Raw genomic sequence first — 18613 nt, 5'->3', positions numbered from 1 at the left:
TAAAGACTTCAATTTATGACAGCATTATTTATAACCGGCACTTCGACAGATATTGGGAAGACATTTGTCCTTCAAAAGTTATTGAGCTTGGATAAAAAGCAGCTCAATTGCTTGGATGCCATTAAGCCATTGATTTCAGGATGGCCAGAGGGTGAAGAGATTGCCCATACAGATACAGCCAAAATATTACAAGCGCAAGGCAAGACAATACACGCAGAAAATATTCAAGCCATCTCACCTTGGCGTTATTATAGTCCCGTTGCACCTGATTTAGCGCAATTAAAAGAGAATCGTCCCTTTCAGATGGATGCTTTACTACATTTTTGTGAAGATGCAATCTTAAATGCACAAAAGCAGAATAAAAGATTATTGATTGAAGGCGTGGGTGGAGTGATGTCCCCTATTAGCCAACAGCATACCGTATTGGATTGGATCGCTGCGCATGCTTTGCCCGTGATGATGGTGACAGGTACTTATCTTGGCAGTATCACACATCTTTTAACTGCTTTGCGCAGTTGTGAGGCCAGTAAAATCTCTGTTAAGTACATTGTTTTGAACGAATCTGAAGATAGCAGCGTATCTGTGCAAGACACAAAAGAGAGTATAGCACGTTATACTCCCTTGCCGATTTACATTTTAAGACGTGATAGCGTTTTAGCACAGCGTGATTTGCGTGCACTCTATACAGCGGTTCTTTCTTAAGAAAGCTTATTTTTTTTGCCTTCGAGCACTATAGGCTGCGCATCATTGGCTGCAAGGTGCGTAGGATCACTCGTTACTGTAGCGCATTGTAATTGATAATAAGGGTTGAAGCGCTTGTCCTTTGCTTGGTATAGCATTTCTTGTTCTGTCATTTCGACAGGTAGCAGCTTTCTTCTAAAATTTAGCCATTGACCACTACTTATATAGTGGCTGAGTGTCTTTGCGCTTTTCTCTGTAAAATTGCTGCCATTTGGCATGTGCAAGTTATTCAATTTAAGATTGCCGACTCTTTCCAAGCCGATACGATTCTTAAAGGCAGTTGGCAAATAATCTAATTCTTGCGCTGTGATGGGACGGATGCTTTGATAGCCTGTGAGCAAGGCACTTAATAAGGCTTCATTCATTTTGGTCTCATGCCCTAAACAGAACATACAAATTGCATTGGCAATATCATCAATGAAAGCACCTTTTAGACATAGCTCAAAATCAAGTAAATAGGGGATATCTTCCGAGATTAAAATATTGCCTGCATGAATATCTGCATGTCTTAAGCCAGAGGGTAATTTAGAGTTATCTTCAAACCAGAGTGTGGAGAATGCATAGCCAAATAAGGTTTTTAAATAGGAGAGTTCACGTATGGGTTGTCGCTGTGAAAAGCCTCGGCATATCGATTGATAAATTTCACTTAAGAAAGATTTTATATCGTTGGGTTGTGTTTTAAAGGCAGGAAATTTTTGTGTTGCTAGATGAAAATTAGCAATTAAAGCGCCAATCCGTTCTGCCTGTTTTTGATTAAGCTCTGTAGGGGATTGTCCTTCGATGTACTCCATGACAAGCACATGATTGCCTCTAAAATTATTGAGATAAGCATAAGGTTCCGGTACGGATACTTTTTTTTCAAATAAACATTTTTGCAAATCAAATAATTCTTCATGTGTGGCAGTAGCGCTGGGATCTAATTGTGTATCGCGATACCACTTGATAATAATGGAGCCAGCAGAGGTCTCTACTTTGTATACATCATTGAGCACACCGCCAGTTAATCGTTTAGGGGGCGCCTGTACCATGAGATCAGCTTGAAAGAATGCATGTTGATTTTTTGCCTGATCAAATAGGGCAATAACATCATTTATAGTCAACGTAGGGATTTTAGATGGCATGAACATAGGCTCGGCTAAGACAAGAGTGATTCACAATATAAAATATTTATTTGTCTTGAACAAGTTGGATTTCGTTATATACACGCATCATTGCTGGCGGCGCTGTTAACGAATAGTTGAGCAACTAATTATGCTTTTGCTGAAATTGCTCTGGATTTCATGGATAGGAGATAAATATAGTTAGTTTTACAGTAAACAATTGACACTGTGTTAGGGATCTTATAGCGTATGTCGCTTATTGCTACAAATTAAGGGTTTTTAGATGCTTAAGCTCTCTTCTTTGAATTTTTCTTGGCTGGCAAGAATGAGTACGGGTCGTGCTCCGGTACTCAAAGGATTGTTGCCACCGTTGGGGACATTATTTACGCTCTTAGCAACCGCTTTGGTTGTGAGTGGTGCTTGGTGGTTATGGATGGGAGCGACAGCGACAGCAGCACTCTTCTTACCTTTTTATGCGAAGACCTTTTTTGCGATTTGTGGTCTTACGGTGCTTAACTTTGTTTTTGCACGAGAAATCCAAACATTCATGTTCAGTACCCGCGAAGTACGCGAAAACTTTATTTTTGATAAAGAAAATCCAACCGATTTAAGAAAACTGGTTGATCATGTGCGTATGGAGCTAAATACTTATTTTAAACAGAAATATGGCGATAAGCATGTAGACATGCCAATGCCAAGACTCTTAACTTATACCGATCCGCACTTTGAAATAGAAACAGTTGAAGGCATGAATCCCTGGAATAGCGCTATTTTGTTTTCTTCTGGTGTTTTTAACTCTCATGAAACAGGCATGAATCAGCGTGATTTGGCTGCTTATATTGCAGCCCAAATGACAAAAATTTATTTGCAACGTGGTAATTCAAACATCATCGTTAGAATGGGTATTGATTTACTTTCAACCTTGGAAAGTTTACGAAGTGGAAATTGGCTTAGCAAAATGCTGAGTACGATCACTTGGCCGCTTGAATTCCTCTTTATCTTTGAACGTTCTGTGCGTCGTTCACATGAATATGAAGCAGCCGGTGTGGTGGCTGGTATTGGCCGAGGTATGGATTATATTCATGCAATCGATCAGAAAGTATGTCCAACGCTTTACAAAAAGCCAACAACCAAAGAAATGAATGATGATAAAAAGAGAAAACAACGTGCACCTTATAATGGCCCTTTAAAAACTATCATCGGTCCTGTGGTGGATTGGGTTAAAACACACTTGGAATTACCAGAAGATCATCGAGATTCAAATCTTTTTTGGGTTGCTTTGGGTGGTTTTGTCAGAGAATTTGGCTTTCATATTAGAGAGCTTGGATCTAAAAATCCACGTGCAACACGCTTAAAAGAGCATTTAAGAGATCTAACAGGTGAAGGTAGTGCACAGACTCATGCAGATGTCAAAAATCTACATGAGAAGGATAAGGTAAAAAATCAGGCCTTATACGATCAGATCCCCGTTGCACATCGATATGATGTGATTGGTCCTGCTGGACGCGGTAAAGCGATATTAAAAGAGGGCCAAATTGCGTTAAAACCAAAAATAAGCAAAGTAGCAGAAGACAATGATGTTACACATGTACCACCAAGTGTTTTGCATCAGCATGGTGCTAGCAAGACGAAAACGAAAGCTGCGAATGATGCGACCAACACAGATACGGCTACTAAATCTAAGCGTCCAGGCACGCATCGCAAATAAGCAATTGAATATGAGGCAGGGTGCCTATTAGCACTCTGCCCAAAATTACAATGACCCCTTTCATCTATTCTTCAATTTTATTCTTCGCTTTCGCGCTTTAGCGCTTTGATAGCCCGTCGATCATGCTTGTTCGGCTTGCCATTGGGCACAGGTGCGCTGAGCATCATCCATTTTTGTTTTTGACGTGCTTCGAGTGCTTGTTGTTTACGCACTTCACTTTCAGGTGTTTCTTGATACAAGGATTGTGCGATAGAGGCGCTTTGTCTTAGATCAGAGATCGCCTTCACAATAATAGACATTTCATACAACGATGTTTCAATTGTCATATGTGCGCCGACGCATACTATTCGGGATGGATTCGATTTTTGGTGTTCGTAGCGTATCCTGCCTTGTTGAATGGCCTTGACAGCGAGCGCGCGTGTTTTATAGAAGCGTGCTGCCCAAAGCCATTTGTCCAAACGGACTTTTTGAGGTTCGCTCAGAGAATGTGTTTCTTTACTCATGTTGCTGGCATAGATTAAAGACTGGCTGAATCATACTATGCACGGTATTATGTGGGCAATCTATAGTCTTTGCACATGAATGTGAGACAAGGTTTTATGAAGAATGACTCTGAAGCAGCGAGACGTGCTGTTGTGCATCAAGGCCCTAAAATTACAGGCATTCGCTCGGTAGCGCAGACACAATTATTTAAAATTGAAGCAGTAAGCTTAGAATTCAGCAATGGTGAAAAGCGTGAGTTTGAAAGACTCAAAGAATGGGCACCTGGTGTTGTTTTGATGGTGCCGATGCAAGATAGCGAAACATTGTTGCTTACGAAAGAGTATGCAGCAGGTGTCAATGAATATGCGCTCTGTTTCCCTAAAGGACGCATTGAAATGGGGGAAGACTGTTACCAGGCAGCCAATCGAGAGTTACAAGAAGAAATCAGTTTTAAATCAAATCGCATGACCTATATTCAAGCGATGACAACATCACCTAATTATAATGCAACCTTGATGCATATTGTACTTGCAGAGGATTTATCGCCCTCTTCATTGCAAGGTGATGAACCTGAGCCAATCACCATTATACCTTGGTCTATACATGATATTTCTGGTTTATTGGCCAGATCGGATTTCCATGAGGCGCGCAGCATTGCTGCGTTATTTTTAGTGAAGGCACATCTTGAAAAGAGACATAGTCACAGCACATGAATAATACCTTAGAAAAAATTGCACATGATGTTTATCAAACGGCAGTTGCTGCGGGTGAGGCAATATTGCCTTATTATGAAAAAGTAAAAGATCTAGAGATAGAATATAAAGAAGATGATTCGCCTTTAACAGCAGCGGATATAGCGTCTCATGCAGTGATAGAGCGTCAACTTGCACATTATGTGGTCTACGATAAAACAATTCCCATACTTTCTGAAGAAGGTGAAGCCCATTCTTTAGCAGAAAAACTGAGTTGGCAGAGCTACTGGTGTGTTGATCCTCTAGATGGCACGAAAGAATTTGTAAAAGGGCATAGTGAGTTTACTGTCAATATTGCCTTGATAGAACAACATCAACCGATTGTAGGTGTGATCTATGCACCTGCTTTAAAGATAGGTTATGTCGCTTGGAAAAAAGGGGGCGCCTATTATTGTCATCCTGAAGGACGAGAAGTCATTCGGGCTAAGACACCTGTCGAAGAACCGTTGCGTGTGATTGCCAGTCGGCATCATGGTGTTCCAAGGATAGAAGCCATATTAAATCAGCTACCCGCCTATAATCTGGTGAGTAGAGGCAGTGCCCTGAAGTTTTGTGAAATTGCTAGAGGCCAGGCAGATCTATTTCTGCGTACAACCCAGACAGGTGAGTGGGATAATGCCGCTGGGCAATGCATTGTCGAAGAGGCGGGTGGTGCTGTCTTCCATTTTGATTTGTCACCTGTGCGTTATAACAATAGCTTAAGTTACAAAACAAACCCTATTGTTGTGGTAGGGGACACTACTTTTGCTTGGCAAGATCTGCTCGCAGAATAGTAAATTTTATCCGTTTATATATAGATCCCAGTCGTATTTTCCCCGTTTTCTTGTAAGCATTTGGCCATTAGAATGTGCAGAAAAATGGAAAAATTAGTTTCATAACTTGTGGATAACTTTGTGGATAGAAAGTTATTAGCTTTTTAACTTAATTATTTAGCTTTTCAGATAAAATTCAGATTAGGCTATTAAAATTGTAAAAATATGATAAATATCATTCTGTTGCGTGCACTCAAGGTGAGTGGCTACACTAAATTAGCCGGCAAAATAAATATGCTGTTTAACTAAAATGACTGTGCACAACTTATTAAAAATAGAAAAGTAATTTGTCAATTGCAGAAAAACACAAAATTGCATTTTTTTGAATGTGCACATTCTTTGCATTCATTGCTGTTTTATAGAATGCAAGGCAAGTAATGGCTATAAAATCATGAAAATTTCATTACGGCCACGATCAGTGCTTAACAGAGAGGTTATTTTTAGGGAAGGGCGTTCTATTTCGGAGGCGCAGCCATCGCTCTGTTTAAAATAGCTTTGATGGTATTAAACTCTCGTTCTGTGGCTATGGCTAGACCCGTCTTAGCTTGAATATTCTTTGCAAAGAGCCTACAACCTTTAGCAATTAAGCTTTGCACCTCTTCTTCTAAGCCGTAATAGCATGCCCAATGCAATAAAGAATTTTTCTGGCTATCAAACTCAATGTGCTGTGGATCATAGTATTTTACGCCCAACGCAATGAGAGATTTATGCAAGGCTTCAGGTAAATAGCTGTCTTGTTCCCAAAAACATCCTCTTGAATTATGTTTGAGCAGCAATTCATAGAGTTCTAAAGGATGTTCATGGTTTAAGGCATTAATGTCGCATAAGGGCGTTTTTTTGTAGGTGTTGATGATGTGCGGATTTGCGTGATTATCTAGCAATAACTGAACTGTCGTCATATCACCATTTTGTGCTGCATAATGTAGCGGTGTATTACCATTGTCATCTTGTGCATTAGGCTCTGCACCTTTGCTAAGCATTATTGCTATCCATTTAGGATCGACTTCGCATTCTATGGCGCGATGTAAAGGCGTACGCTGATACTCATCTTTGATTTTTAGCTTGTCTGCAATCTCATCAATTGTGTTGATTCGCATGGCAGCTAAAAAATTTTGATTCCCTTCTGTTTTATTTACGATTTTTTTTTCCGTATTGCTGCCTTTCTTTTTGCCAAACATACGATTCTATCCGTGTAACATTGGTTTAAAAAACAACTCGTAGAGTTGTAATACGATTTCAATGGCGATTAAGATGATAATATACCATTCTAAGCGGTTGCTATGGCTATGTTCTAGTACGCCCAGCGAAGTTTCCGCTGTTTTGGCGATGAGATTGATTTTCTGATTAATGATTTCTTGTCGTTCTTTAATTTCCAGATCATCAAACATCTGCTGATATAGAGGCTCAAGATGTGGTTGTTCCCATAGGAGTGTGGGTTTTTCTGCCACTTCGATTTTGCCGATCATCTCTTGGGAGACAAGGAGCGTTGCTCCAATGTGCTGTAACAATTCTTTTGCGGTATGTCCCAGCTTGCCTTTTTCTGATAAACGTTTGGCAATAGGTTCGACTTTGACAAACAAAGAGCTAATGCTATTTTCTTGATAGTCTAAGGTAACACTCTTTGAAAGTGCGTTACCAATAATCTCTAATCGTTGTTTGGTTACCTTCTGAATAAACACTTTGCCTTCTTTTATGCCTTCACTATGTGAGGGCACAATTTGCACAGAAAACCGTTCTGTTTCAGGTTTGGTGAATAAATTAGTGGTAAAGGGCTGGCACAAGGCAATTAATTGTGCCGTTTCAGAAACGGTAGCATTAAAAAACATAATTGCGCCATAGCGGTAAATGAGCGCAATGCCGTTGTGGCTTAACTTCGTCATCACAGAGTCAGTACGTCCCAATGGCGCGTTTGTTAAGGCCCTTAAATCGATTTGTGTGCCGATAAGAACGGCATTTGCTTCACAGGAGCCCAGGCTCGCAAAATAAGTTGCAAGCTCTTCTGGGACAGAGGGCATAATAGTTAGATGGATTTCTTCTGTTGGCATATTCTTCAAATATAAAAGGAGCTGGCTAGACTTTATTGTAGCCTAAACTTGAGAAAAATGGGATTTGATCAGTCAATTCAGTTTTGATTGTATTACAAGTCTAAGAATTAGCTGGTGGCCAGAGACAGAATCGAACTGTCGACACGAGGATTTTCAGTCCTCTGCTCTACCGACTGAGCTATCTGGCCGCGCTAGGTGTGTAATTAAAAAGGAATGTAGTCTTGTAGTCAAGTATTCATAGAAAACAATAATAAGTTAAAAAGCTGAGATTGCCAGGACAGCCAAGATAAAAATCTGCTAAATGCTTGAGAAATGCAGTCATCATACAATCAGCGGCTTATTGATGAGCATGGATTGATGCATTTTATCTGCTGACATATAATGCGCAGGTGTTTTTAGTTGGTTAAATAAGGTTTTGAAATGAATTTAGGTCCAAAACATGGAGTATCAGAGTCCCTACATGGCATTCCAAAAGAGTTGGAAGACAAGTATGCTGAAATTTTTGTGTTGCTATCTGACTTTGACAGGTATGAGGAGCTTGATGCGTTACAAAAAAAATATCCTGCGTTAGATGTGCTACAACAGTATCAGTTGTATCGCTTAGTGCGAAACGAGGTTGCCTCAGAAAAACAGATTTGGGATGAGCTAAAAGCAAAGCGTGCGCAAACCCTTCTTTATAGGCAGCGCAATGAAGCGCAAGAGCAACCTAGATTAAGCCTAAGCACTTCTAGTGATGACAGCTTGGTACATAGTCCTGCTTTTGATGAAGAGAAAGAGAAAATATCAGGATCTAAGAATTTAAAATTAAGTCGATAATTGAGTTCTGTAATGTCTTTTGACATCTTAATAAAGAAACCCGTTTAACGCGGGTTTTTTCTTTTGTGGCAAAGCACTTGAGCGTAATATGAGTGTATGCGCGTAATATGATAAAAATCACATGGCTAACATAATTGCATCGGTACCGGTTACAACTATTTTTTTATTAGTTTGTTCAAATATCTTCATGACCTTTGCATGGTATGGACACTTAAAATATAAGTCTTCGCCATTGCTTATTGTTATCGCGATCAGCTGGGGCATTGCTTTTTTTGAGTATTGCTTACAAGTACCCGCAAATCGAATTGGGCACGGGTATTTTAGCGCTGTGCAGCTAAAGACGATACAAGAGTGTATTACTTTAGTGGTATTTTGCTTTTTCTCAATTTTTTATCTTCAGGAAGCAATACGATGGAATCACTTAGTTGGTTTTTGTTTACTGTGCTTAGCCGTCTTTTTTATTTTTAAAGATTTTTAATTAGGCCACTGTATATTAGGTGTCTTGAATAGGCGTAAATCCTTTGGGCACCTGTGCTTCTTCTGAGAACAAAAATTTTTCCATTTCTGTTTCAAGGAATTGACGTGTGCCTGCTTCTAGCAGATTCAATCGATTTTCATTGATGAGTAAGGTTTGGTGAGTCAGCCATAGTTTCCAAGCTTCTTTGCTAATATGATCAAAAATGCGTTGGCCTAATGCGCCTGGATAGGGTATACGTGCTAAGCCTTCCGCTTCTTTTTTTAGCTTATGACAATAAATAATACGCATACTGACTCCAAATCTTAGGATTTTTGGCTACTTTAACAAAATCTCTCTAAATGTGCTACTGGGCGATATACTTTGATACCACTTTGCGAATAGGCGCTGGCAATCCAATGGTGGAGAGATCTTTTATGGGGATCCATTGAAATTGCTGTGTTTTTTTGAAATTAGGTTTTTTGCTACAGTTTAAAAAATAGGTCTCATATTCTAATTGAAAATGGGTAAAAGTATGTAGACTTGGACCTACGCGCTGATAATGTTGGGGACTGAATGCCAAGGTTAGGCTTTCGCACCAGTTTTTTAAGAATGATGGATCTGCAAATTCTAAGAAGCTATACAATCCGCCCCAAATACCAGATGCGGGTCGTTTTTCAAACAAGAGCTTATCTTGGTAATGCAAACAGAGAAAAGTAATTTTTCGAGAAGGCTTCGGTGTGCTCGCTTTGGGCACCGGAAATTGTGATTGTTGACTCGTGGCAAAAGCCTGACATTTACGCTGTACGGGACAAATGGAACAAGCAGGTTTGCTTTTGGTGCAGAGTGTTGCACCGATATCCATAATGGCTTGTGTATAATCCGCAACGCGATTTTTGGGTGTTAAACGATCGGCATAATCCCAGAGTGTGTTAAGTGTTTCTGTTTGGTTAATCGCCCCCGCCACACAAAAAAATCGGCTTAAAATGCGTTTTACATTACCGTCCAGAATGGTGGCACGTTGATCGAAGGCTTGGGCTACGATGGCTGCCGCAGTAGAAGGGCCAATACCAGGGAGTGTTTGTAATGCTTCTACGGTGCGTGGAAAAATGCCTTTATGATGAGCAATCAATTGTTGTGCTGCTTTGTGAAGATTACGCGCACGTGCATAATAACCTAAGCCTGCCCAGTGTGCCAATACATCATCTTCACTTGCCTTTGCTAGTGACAAGAGTGTGGGAAAGCGCTTCATAAAGCGATTAAAATAATCAATCACTGTTGCTACTTGGGTTTGTTGCAACATAATTTCTGATACCCATATGCGATAAGGGCAAACAGGTAACTTCCAGGGTAAATCGTGGCGACCATGCTGGTCATACCACGATAATATTTGTCGCACAAACCAAGATGCGGGTACTGCTGTTGTCATAATAGTTAAAATTTAAAGATTTTCTTTAAACCCTTTTCAATTTCTTTTTCGATTTTTTCTTCAATTTTCTTTTCTGGGCTTTTGTCCGTGCCTGTTGTCCCTGTATTTTCCTCATTGTCTATACCAATTAATTTTTCTAATTGTTTGTTGATTTGTTTTTTGCCTTCTTTCTCCAGAAATTTTTTCATGTAGAGATCGACATTAGGCACAACTTGAGGTTTGTTTAAAGGCCCTTTTACCGAGACGGCTAAGGGTAATGCATTTGGATGCTCTTTGCCATCGTGATAGATTTTATTGGCGATTAAATCGTAGTCAATACTGTTTTGATTGAGATTAACCGCACCTCTGCCTGTTAGCTTATAATCATCAGAGAGAATCATCAGGTCTTCATTTTGAATGATTTTTTGATTGATCATTAAGGTGGCAGTTAAGCTATTAAACGGTGTTTTAGCATTATTTTTCTCTGCTGAAATAGGTTGTTTTTTTATAAAATTTTCTGCCATTTGTAAATAATAATCGAGATCCAGTCCCAAAATGGCGCCTTGTGTAATATTGACATTGGTCGTACCACTTAGGTTATTGGGCGTTTGTACAAAGGCAAATTGAATATTGCCGCGCCCTGCTAACTGCTCTATATCAGAAAGATTCGTAAGCATTTTTTGCATATTCACTTGTGCAAAATTACCTTTGAAATACAGAGGTGCATCAGCGTCAAGTGCTTTATTAACCACTGCTTTTACGGTACCGTCATATACTTCCGCTGTAACAGGATCTAAGCTAAGCGTATTTTTTTTCGTAAGTGCATGGATGTTCACATTATGTGCATTTATTTTATCATAGATGAGCGTTTTAATTTTAATCGTCCCTTTGCTATCCGGGATAGATTCCGTTTTCTTTTGCTTTGCTGCGGTGGGAACATAGGTTGCGGGTACAATTTTTGCCGATGGTTCACTTTCTTTGCTGGCTAAGAGTGCGTTGAGATCGAGTTGATCCATCGTCAAATCGTAGGTGATAGCCTTTGCAGTGAGTGGGAATGTTATTTGACCATTGACTTGCATCCCATCTAGTTTGGCTGACAATGGTGATAGGATGATTGCATCTTGCAGTTTTGCCAATACTTTTAGGCTGGCATCGAGCACGTGTGATTTATTGTTGCTTTTGTCTTGCCAATGGATCACTGTATTTGCGTCTTCAAAGGCAAATTGATTATTTTTAGGCTGGGGAATAAAACCATTAAGTGAGGCTTTCCCTTGATATAAAGGCTTCTTGTTGCTGATGTTATCAAGTGAAAAGTCAAAGGATCCTTTGAGCGGATAACGTAGTGCTTGTCCAAAATCTTCACTATGAAAGGTGATGTTTTTTAGATGTGCGATTTGATCTTTTTGTTTGTCTATATATTCAACAGCGCCATTTTTAAAAGCCAATAATGAAATTGAAAAAGATAAAGTGGGTGATGCACTTTTGGTGTGGGTTTGTGCAGATTCAGAGTGTTCTACAGGCTTTGTGTTTTTATTACTTTTACTTATATCCCAACTTACGGAGCCATCTTTTTCTTTAACCAAATAGAAATGACCTTCCTCTATGGTGAGTGAGTCTAGTTTGAATTCCCATGCTAATAAATTTCTGATAGGTAATTTGAGGTTTAGTTCTTTAGCAGAAAACAAATGGGGTGTACTCTCATTTATTTGTGGGATTGAAATATCTTGAATGGTCAATCCAATCCAGGGAAAGAGCTTGAGACGAATGTCGCCATTTAATTGTATGGGGTAACCAGATTTCTCGGTTAAATAAGATTGGATATCTGCTTTATAATCTGTGGGATCAATGATAAAAATCAGACTAATAGGCGCAATAATGGCAACGCCAATCAACAGACAGATTGTCTTTACTATAAATCCAATAAAAGAGACTTGTTTCGCCATGATAGAATCCTTGCCAATATCGTTGATCCAAGCATTTGCCACAATATTATGTAAAGCAGCCTAAAGTTCTGCCTAGTATTATGCAAGACGCTTATTTAATAAACAACCGGATTGTCAGTTACTCTTCTGATGCATGGCTTGCTGGTGTTGTTTGATTAAGTTGAGTATAATAACTTATCTTTTAATTGAGTGGTTATGACAAAACATTATGACTATGGATACCTTGAATTCTCGTCCTTTGCGTACAATTCGTAGTTATGTCAGACGTTTGGGGCGAATGAGCCAAGGACAAAGACAAGCGATTGTATCTCTAGGGCAGCAATATTTGGTTAGTTATGATTCTAAAATGAGCTTTGACTGTTCAAAAGCATTTGATACCGTTCAGCCCTTAGTTTTGGAAATCGGTATTGGCATGGGTGAGCATTTAATGCATCAGGCCAAGCAGCGCCCAAATGAGAATTTTATTGGTATTGATGTGCATGAGCCTGGTATTGGTAATTGTTGTCGTGAGCTACATGAGCAGCAGATGCATAATGTAAGACTTATGTGTCATGATGCTGTTGAAGTCCTGCAAACACACATTGCTGCAGAAAGTCTAGATGCCGTTTATATCTTATTTCCAGATCCTTGGCGTAAAAAGAAACATCACAAACGTCGTTTAATTCAAGAAGGCTTTATTCATCTCCTTGCTGAAAAGCTCAAAGTAAAAGGTGTATTGCAGATTATGACGGACTGGGCAGAATATGCAGAACACATACAAAGCGTTTTCAATGTCTCTACTGCTTATAAAGATGTCTCTGATATCTTCTCTTTAAAAGAGGATAGAATCATCACTAAGTTTGAACGTAAAGGGCGTGCGGTAGGAAGAGAGATTCATACTTTCTTCTACCAAAAACTTTGAAGCTGAAATCTTCACGTATTGCACTATTTTGACCATTTGAAGGTCAAGCTACCAATCAGCAAAAAGCCTATAGACATACACAATAAAATCAGTAACTCGCCTTGAATGTCATGCAAGCTTGCACCATACAGCATGACTTTTCTTGTCGCAGAAATAAGATGGGTTAGCGGTAGAATTTGTGAGAACCACTGTAAGCTCACATGTGCTTGATCTAAGCTAAACCATGCACCAGAAATTAACAACATCGGCCATGCAGCCATTTCTAAAATACCTCGAGATAGCTCTTCACTGCTGACCTTTGCGCATAGAAACAGTGCTAAACTGATTAAGCAAAAAGTGCCAGTGATATACAATATAAATAATACAAAAAAATTTCCCTTCATCAGTGGATGTAAAATCATCGTACAGGTAAAATAGACCAGCGCTAAAATGATGGTTGAGATTAATAATCTTGAACATACTTGAGCGCTTAAGAATTCAAAAGCAGTTAAAGGCGTTGCTTGTAAACGTTTAAGATAGCCATTTTTTCTATATCGCACAATCACATAGGCGATGCCATAGAGTGCGCTATACATCAAGTGGATTGCCAATATACCAGGAAATACCCAGTCTATATAACGAATATTTGTACTCTCAATAGGATGTGCCTTCAATGAAAGACTTGATAATTTTGCAAAGCTTTGGTGTAGAAAATCACTTTTTTCTGATAATGGATTGAACCAATATTCTGTCTGAGGATTCATTTGCACAACTAGATCGACTTGATGTTGTGCGAGATATTCTTGGGCCAGTTTTAAATTATCAATTGGAATGTATTGTATATATTTTAATTGAGGTATAACGGGAGAAGCTGTCTCAAAAATATCATTTTTCGTTGAGCCTGTATCTTGTTGAGAAACCACCATTACTTTAAAGAGATTTTTTTCGCCTGTATTGAATGCGAGAGCGATAGCAACAACAAAGAAAATCGGCATCAATAAATTCCAGGCGAGCGCTTCCTTATCTCGAAGGAATTCTAAGCAGCGTGCTTGCGTTAATCGAAATATTTTTCGCATATTATTCTCTTAAGCGATGACCGGTGAGCTTCAGAAATAAATCTTCTAGATTAGGCGCTTTAATGGATAAATCTTTTAATGAAACGCCATGATATAATAGGGCTGAAAGTGTTTCTTCTAGATCTGTTGTTAAAATACGAATATGCCCATTTTCTTCTTGTATGGAAAATTGATTTAAAATATTTGTCTTTTCAAAAGCATGTTTGGGTAAGAGAACACTCTGTGTTTCTGCGGCTTCTTTGGTGAGTAGATACGGTGCACCTTGGATAATAATTTGCCCCTTATCAATAATGACAATCTCATCACAGAGTAAATCAGCTTCTTCCATGTAATGGGTTGTGAGGATAATGGTTTTGTTTCGTTGTTTTATATTTTGAATGAGTTCCCAAAAATTTCGTCGTGCTTGTGGATCAAGACCTACGGTAGGCTCATCTAAGATTAGTAAGGTGGGATCATTGATCAAGGCAAGCGCCAGTAATAAGCGTTGCTTTTGTCCACCCGATATTTTTCGTGTATCTTTATCCAGAAAATCATTCAAATAACAGAGTGTGATCAATTCATCAATCTCTAAGCCTTTATTGTAAAAACTTTTGAATAAATATAAATTTTCTTTTACGGTGAGAAATTCTTGCAACAGCGTATTTTGAAATTGTATGCCGGTTTCTGCTTTGAACTGTTTTTTAATATGGTGTTGAGGTATCCCACGATACAAGATCTCTCCGCTCGTGGGTTTAAGAATCCCCTCAATCATTTCAATGGTAGTTGTTTTGCCCGCACCATTGGGACCCAACAAACCAAAGCAAATACCAGGCTTTATTTGGAAACTGATATTGTTAACAGCCATTATGTTATCAAAGCGTTTACTGATTTTTTTGACTTCTAAAATAGGTATAGCGGTCATGTTATTTATTCAGATAAAGGTGTCTTCTTTAACTATACGAGTTAATTTATAGTTGTCCCACTTATTTTTGATATATTTTCTTTAAGTAGGCAATGATATCTAAGGATTCAAGCATGAAGCCATTGTCAATTTTCAAGCAAGGTACTTGTGTACCACCGGAGAGATTGATCATATCTTGATAGGCTGCTTTATCTAAGCCTACATCTTTAATTTCAAGATGAATATTATTTTCAGAGAGAAATTGGGTGACACGTTTGCAGTAAGGACAGGTTGAGCGACTATATAGCAAGAGTGAGGGTGTGGTCATAATAAATCTGCATCTATTGGTAATAAATAATAAAAATATTATGCGTTGCTTATTCTGAAATCTCAATCTGTTATTTTAGTTTGCAAAATAGATTGCCTATGATAGGCTCTTTCTTTCCTGCTGCTTCTTTACTAAGGTAGTTTCATGTATCAATATTTTGATAAGAAAGGTCTATCACTTTCAGGCGAGCAGCTTGTAAATGCTTGTAATGGACATCAAGATTACTATGTGGTTGGTGCAAATGTAGGTGGTGTAGAATTACTGGGTAAACGAGAGAGCCAAGAAGATCGCATGATTTTTTGTGACTTAGATCAAATGGCTTGCATGCAATTTTCACGTCTTTCAGAGAAACAGAAAACACAATTATTTCAAAGCGTTTTTGCGCAAATGCAACAGCATATTGTGGCCAATCTTAAATGTGAAAATGTTTTGCACCAAGGTGCAACCGCGATGCTTAGCTTGCTAGAGGTAGGCAAGCAAAGTTGTTGGTCAGCCAGTCTTGGGGACGGGCAGGTTTTCTTAGTGCATTTATCTTCAGAGGGTACTCTTAAAGCAGTACAAGAATTGAATTATCGTCATAATCCTGATGAGCCTCGAGAACTGTTGCGATTGACAGAATATACCACACAGATCGGTAAAGCATTGGATGATTTAGCACCTATTTGCAGTGGTTATAAGCGCCGACTTGCGGGAGTGCTTGCCGTCAGTCGTGCTTTTGGTGATACGGCTTATGATCGTTATGGCATGATACATGTGCCAGAAATACAAAAAACGCACTACAATGCATTAACAGGAGAAAAAATATTTATTATCAATGCGTGTGATGGTTTGACAGAAAGTGATGCCATTACGCACAGCATGCTGGGTGAATATATCTCTTTGCATCATCACTCACAAAATTGTGGACTCATGGCGCATGGGTTGGCTGAGTGGGCAATACGCGAAGGTTCTCAGGATAATATCTCAGTGCAAATTGTCGAGCTGACCGCCTTGGATAAAGCTTCTCTATGTATGTTAGCCGTTTTTGATGGGCATGGTGGCTCAGAGGTTGCGGCGCATTTGAAGGCTCATTTTGAAAGTATTTTCTTGTCTTGTTTAGCCTTTCCACGCATATTCGAATAAGTTCGCTGGCAAACTTATTGTTATCCAGGTGAAATAATTACCGCCTTTGAGTCCATTTTGCGTGATTAATTGCAGATTTCCCTTTTAGTAAGGCTCATATCCAGGTAAAATTTCACTCTTTGCCGATTTTCTCTCCTATTTTTCATTCAATGAGGTTTTTGTGACGCTACAGTTAAAGAATATTGCCATTATTGCCCACGTCGATCATGGCAAAACAACGATGATTGATAAACTCCTGCAGCAGTCAGGATCCTTGGGGCGCATGAAAGGTGCGGATGTGCAATGTGTGATGGACTCTAATGACTTGGAAAAAGAGCGAGGCATCACAATCCTTTCTAAAAACACCGCAATTGTTTGGAATGGCTATCACATTAATATTGTGGATACACCTGGGCACGCAGACTTTGGGGGAGAAGTAGAGCGCGTTCTTTCCATGGTAGATTCGGTTCTCTTGTTGGTGGATGCTGTTGATGGACCTATGCCACAAACACGATTTGTGACGCAAAAAGCATTTGCGCAAGGTTTAAATCCCATTGTTGTTATCAATAAAATTGATAGACCAGGTGCACGCCCCAGTTGGGTGATTGATCAAGTCTTTGACTTATTTGACAAGCTGGGCGCCACCGATGAGCAACTTGATTTCCCTGTGGTATATTGCTCTGGACTTGAAGGTACTGCAACGCTTGATCTGAGTAAACCAGGAAAAGATTTAAATCCATTATTTGAGACGATTTTAGAAAAAGTTCCGGCACCAAAATGTGAGCCAAATGGAACATTTCAAATGCAAATCTCTTCTCTCGATTATACAAGTTATGTTGGCACCATTGGTGTAGGTCGTGTGCAACGAGGAAGCATTAAGCCCAATACACCCGTTGTGATTGTTGACAGTGAAGGCAAACGCAGACAAGGTAAAGTATTGCAAATATTGGGATATTTGGGATTAAAGCGTGTTGAAATTGAAGAAGCACGTGCGGGTGATATTGTTGCCATCACAGGTATTAATCCTTTAAGCATTTCGGACACGGTTTGTGATCCTTCCAACGTAGAAGCATTGCCACCGCTTGTGGTTGATCAGCCCACCATGAGCATTATGTTTCTAGTCAATAAATCTCCTTTTTGTGGTAAAGAAGGTGAGTTTTTAACCAGCCGACAAATCCGAGATAGATTGGCACGTGAGTGTGTACACAATGTGGCACTCAAAGTGGAAGAAACAGAAGATCCTGATAAATTCAAAGTATCAGGGCGTGGTGAATTACATCTCACTATCTTGATGGAAAATATGCGACGTGAAGGATATGAATTTGCGGTTTCAAGACCTGAGGTGATTATTCATGAAGGTGAAAATGGCAAAGAAGAGCCTTACGAATTTTTGACAATTGATATAGAAGAAACACACCAAGGCCGCGTTATGGAAGTGTTGGGTGAGCGTAAAGGGGATTTACAAAATATGGTGTCCGATGGCAAAGGGCGCGTACGTTTAGATTATATCGTACCGTCTCGTGCGCTCATTGGCTTTCATACCAACTTCTTAACGATTACTTCTGGCACAGGTCTTGCGACACACGTTTTTGATCATTATGGTCCTTACAAAGAAGGTGTTGAAGCAGAACGGAATAACGGTGTATTGATCTCAATGGGACCCGGTAAAGCTGCGGGTTATGCGCTTTTCAACTTGCAACCCAGGGGGCGTTTATTTATTGGTCCTCAAACGGAAGTTTATGAAGGTATGATTGTTGGTCTGCATACACGTTCTAATGATTTGATTGTGAATGTTACTAGAGGTAAACAATTAACCAATATGCGAGCTTCTGGTTCAGATGAAAACATTGTTTTAACGCCACCTGTTAAGTTCTCCTTAGAGCAAGGCTTAGAGTTTTTGAATGATGATGAGTTATTAGAAGTAACCCCCAAATCCATTCGATTGCGTAAAAAATTCCTTAAAGAGCATGAGCGTAAACGCTCCTCAAAAGAATAACGATCCATTCTAAGCATTCTAAAAATAGGTACTCTGAAATATTTCAGAGTACCCATATCTCTTCAATCTCTCCCTATTTAGTGCAATTGC

19 protein-coding genes and 1 tRNA gene are annotated in these 18613 nt (G+C 39.3%); 9 read left to right on the top strand and 11 right to left on the bottom strand.

The features are described 5' to 3' along the window. The first annotated feature begins 15 nt into the window (after nt 1–15). Nucleotides 16–702, top strand: a complete 687-nt coding sequence (gene bioD, locus CC99x_RS12015) for a dethiobiotin synthase (protein WP_057624299.1) — start codon at nt 16–18, stop codon at nt 700–702. Here bioD and CC99x_RS12010 read toward each other — a convergent pair. After that, a complete protein-coding gene (locus tag CC99x_RS12010; protein WP_057624298.1) occupies nt 699–1862 on the bottom strand; it encodes a phosphotransferase in 1164 nt (387 codons plus the stop codon). The genes bioD and CC99x_RS12010 overlap by 4 nt on opposite strands. A 262-nt stretch (nt 1863–2124) precedes the next feature. Here CC99x_RS12010 and CC99x_RS12005 point away from each other — a divergent pair, with 262 nt between their 5' ends. After that, nucleotides 2125–3549 carry a hypothetical protein gene (locus CC99x_RS12005; RefSeq protein ID WP_057624297.1) on the top strand — a complete coding sequence of 475 codons (1425 nt, stop codon included), beginning with the start codon at nt 2125–2127 and terminating at the stop codon, nt 3547–3549. A gap of 77 nt (nt 3550–3626) precedes the next feature. Here CC99x_RS12005 and CC99x_RS12000 read toward each other — a convergent pair whose 3' ends face one another. Next, nucleotides 3627–4052 (bottom strand): Hsp15 family ribosome-associated heat shock protein, encoded by a 426-nt coding sequence (locus CC99x_RS12000; RefSeq protein WP_057624296.1) that lies wholly within the window; start codon nt 4050–4052, stop codon nt 3627–3629. Nucleotides 4053–4148: 96 nt separating this feature from the next. Here CC99x_RS12000 and nudE point away from each other — a divergent pair, with 96 nt between their 5' ends. Then, nucleotides 4149–4745 (top strand): ADP compounds hydrolase NudE, encoded by a 597-nt coding sequence (nudE, locus tag CC99x_RS11995; protein ID WP_057624295.1) that lies wholly within the window; start codon nt 4149–4151, stop codon nt 4743–4745. Next, on the top strand, nt 4742–5557 hold the full coding sequence (gene cysQ / locus CC99x_RS11990; RefSeq protein ID WP_057624294.1) for a 3'(2'),5'-bisphosphate nucleotidase CysQ: 816 nt from the start codon (nt 4742–4744) through the stop codon (nt 5555–5557). The genes nudE and cysQ overlap by 4 nt, the downstream gene beginning before the upstream one ends. Nucleotides 5558–6051: 494 nt before the next feature. Here the strand turns inward: cysQ and CC99x_RS11985 are convergent, their stop codons facing one another. The 3 genes from CC99x_RS11985 to CC99x_RS11975 form a co-directional block, all read right to left on the bottom strand. Then, entirely contained in the window at nt 6052–6774 is a 723-nt protein-coding gene (locus CC99x_RS11985; protein WP_057624293.1) for an ankyrin repeat domain-containing protein, read from the bottom strand. 6 nt (nt 6775–6780) lie between these two features. After that, complete coding sequence (locus CC99x_RS11980) at nt 6781–7641, bottom strand: RMD1 family protein (RefSeq protein ID WP_057624292.1); 861 nt, start codon at nt 7639–7641, stop codon at nt 6781–6783. A gap of 112 nt (nt 7642–7753) precedes the next feature. Further along, a tRNA-Phe gene (locus CC99x_RS11975) sits at nt 7754–7829 on the bottom strand. 232 nt (nt 7830–8061) lie between these two features. On the opposite strand from CC99x_RS11975, the gene CC99x_RS11970 reads away from it, so the two are divergent. Both CC99x_RS11970 and CC99x_RS11965 read left to right on the top strand, forming a co-directional pair. Beyond that, the gene (locus CC99x_RS11970; protein WP_057624291.1) at nt 8062–8457 is read left to right on the top strand and encodes a hypothetical protein; all 396 of its coding nucleotides are present in this window, start codon (nt 8062–8064) and stop codon (nt 8455–8457) included. A gap of 121 nt (nt 8458–8578) precedes the next feature. After that, nucleotides 8579–8935, top strand: a complete 357-nt coding sequence (locus tag CC99x_RS11965; RefSeq protein ID WP_077065390.1) for a DMT family protein — start codon at nt 8579–8581, stop codon at nt 8933–8935. 15 nt (nt 8936–8950) lie between these two features. Here the strand turns inward: CC99x_RS11965 and CC99x_RS11960 are convergent, their stop codons facing one another. The 3 genes from CC99x_RS11960 to CC99x_RS11950 are packed head-to-tail and all read right to left on the bottom strand — an operon-like array spanning nt 8951 to nt 12262. After that, complete coding sequence (locus tag CC99x_RS11960; protein WP_057624290.1) at nt 8951–9223, bottom strand: oxidative damage protection protein; 273 nt, start codon at nt 9221–9223, stop codon at nt 8951–8953. 55 nt (nt 9224–9278) lie between these two features. Next, nucleotides 9279–10340, bottom strand: coding sequence for an A/G-specific adenine glycosylase (mutY, locus tag CC99x_RS11955; protein ID WP_077065389.1), 1062 nt, complete (start codon nt 10338–10340; stop codon nt 9279–9281). 5 nt (nt 10341–10345) lie between these two features. Continuing rightward, nucleotides 10346–12262, bottom strand: coding sequence for an AsmA family protein (locus CC99x_RS11950; protein ID WP_141651890.1), 1917 nt, complete (start codon nt 12260–12262; stop codon nt 10346–10348). A gap of 214 nt (nt 12263–12476) precedes the next feature. Between CC99x_RS11950 and trmB the strand changes: the two genes are divergently transcribed. Next, nucleotides 12477–13163: a tRNA (guanosine(46)-N7)-methyltransferase TrmB gene (trmB, locus tag CC99x_RS11945; protein WP_057624288.1), complete on the top strand. Its 687-nt coding sequence runs from the start codon at nt 12477–12479 to the stop codon at nt 13161–13163. 23 nt (nt 13164–13186) lie between these two features. Here trmB and CC99x_RS11940 read toward each other — a convergent pair whose 3' ends face one another. From CC99x_RS11940 to CC99x_RS11930, 3 genes are all read right to left on the bottom strand, one after another. After that, nucleotides 13187–14218, bottom strand: a complete 1032-nt coding sequence (locus CC99x_RS11940; RefSeq protein WP_057624287.1) for an ABC transporter permease — start codon at nt 14216–14218, stop codon at nt 13187–13189. 1 nt (nt 14219) lies between these two features. Then, nucleotides 14220–15119 carry an ABC transporter ATP-binding protein gene (locus CC99x_RS11935; RefSeq protein ID WP_057624286.1) on the bottom strand — a complete coding sequence of 300 codons (900 nt, stop codon included), beginning with the start codon at nt 15117–15119 and terminating at the stop codon, nt 14220–14222. Between the two features lie 61 nt (nt 15120–15180). Further along, a complete protein-coding gene (locus CC99x_RS11930) occupies nt 15181–15426 on the bottom strand; it encodes a glutaredoxin family protein (protein ID WP_057624285.1) in 246 nt (81 codons plus the stop codon). A gap of 144 nt (nt 15427–15570) precedes the next feature. On the opposite strand from CC99x_RS11930, the gene CC99x_RS11925 reads away from it, so the two are divergent. Together CC99x_RS11925 and typA are read left to right on the top strand one after the other, a co-directional pair. Then, complete coding sequence (locus CC99x_RS11925) at nt 15571–16548, top strand: PP2C family serine/threonine-protein phosphatase (protein WP_057624284.1); 978 nt, start codon at nt 15571–15573, stop codon at nt 16546–16548. 160 nt (nt 16549–16708) lie between these two features. Beyond that, entirely contained in the window at nt 16709–18523 is a 1815-nt protein-coding gene (gene typA / locus CC99x_RS11920; protein ID WP_077065387.1) for a translational GTPase TypA, read from the top strand. Nucleotides 18524–18613: the final 90 nt, after the last annotated feature.

Source organism: Candidatus Berkiella cookevillensis, assembly GCF_001431315.2.
Lineage (GTDB): Bacteria > Pseudomonadota > Gammaproteobacteria > Berkiellales > Berkiellaceae > Berkiella_A > Berkiella_A cookevillensis.
This window is presented reverse-complemented; position numbering and strand designations above follow the sequence as displayed.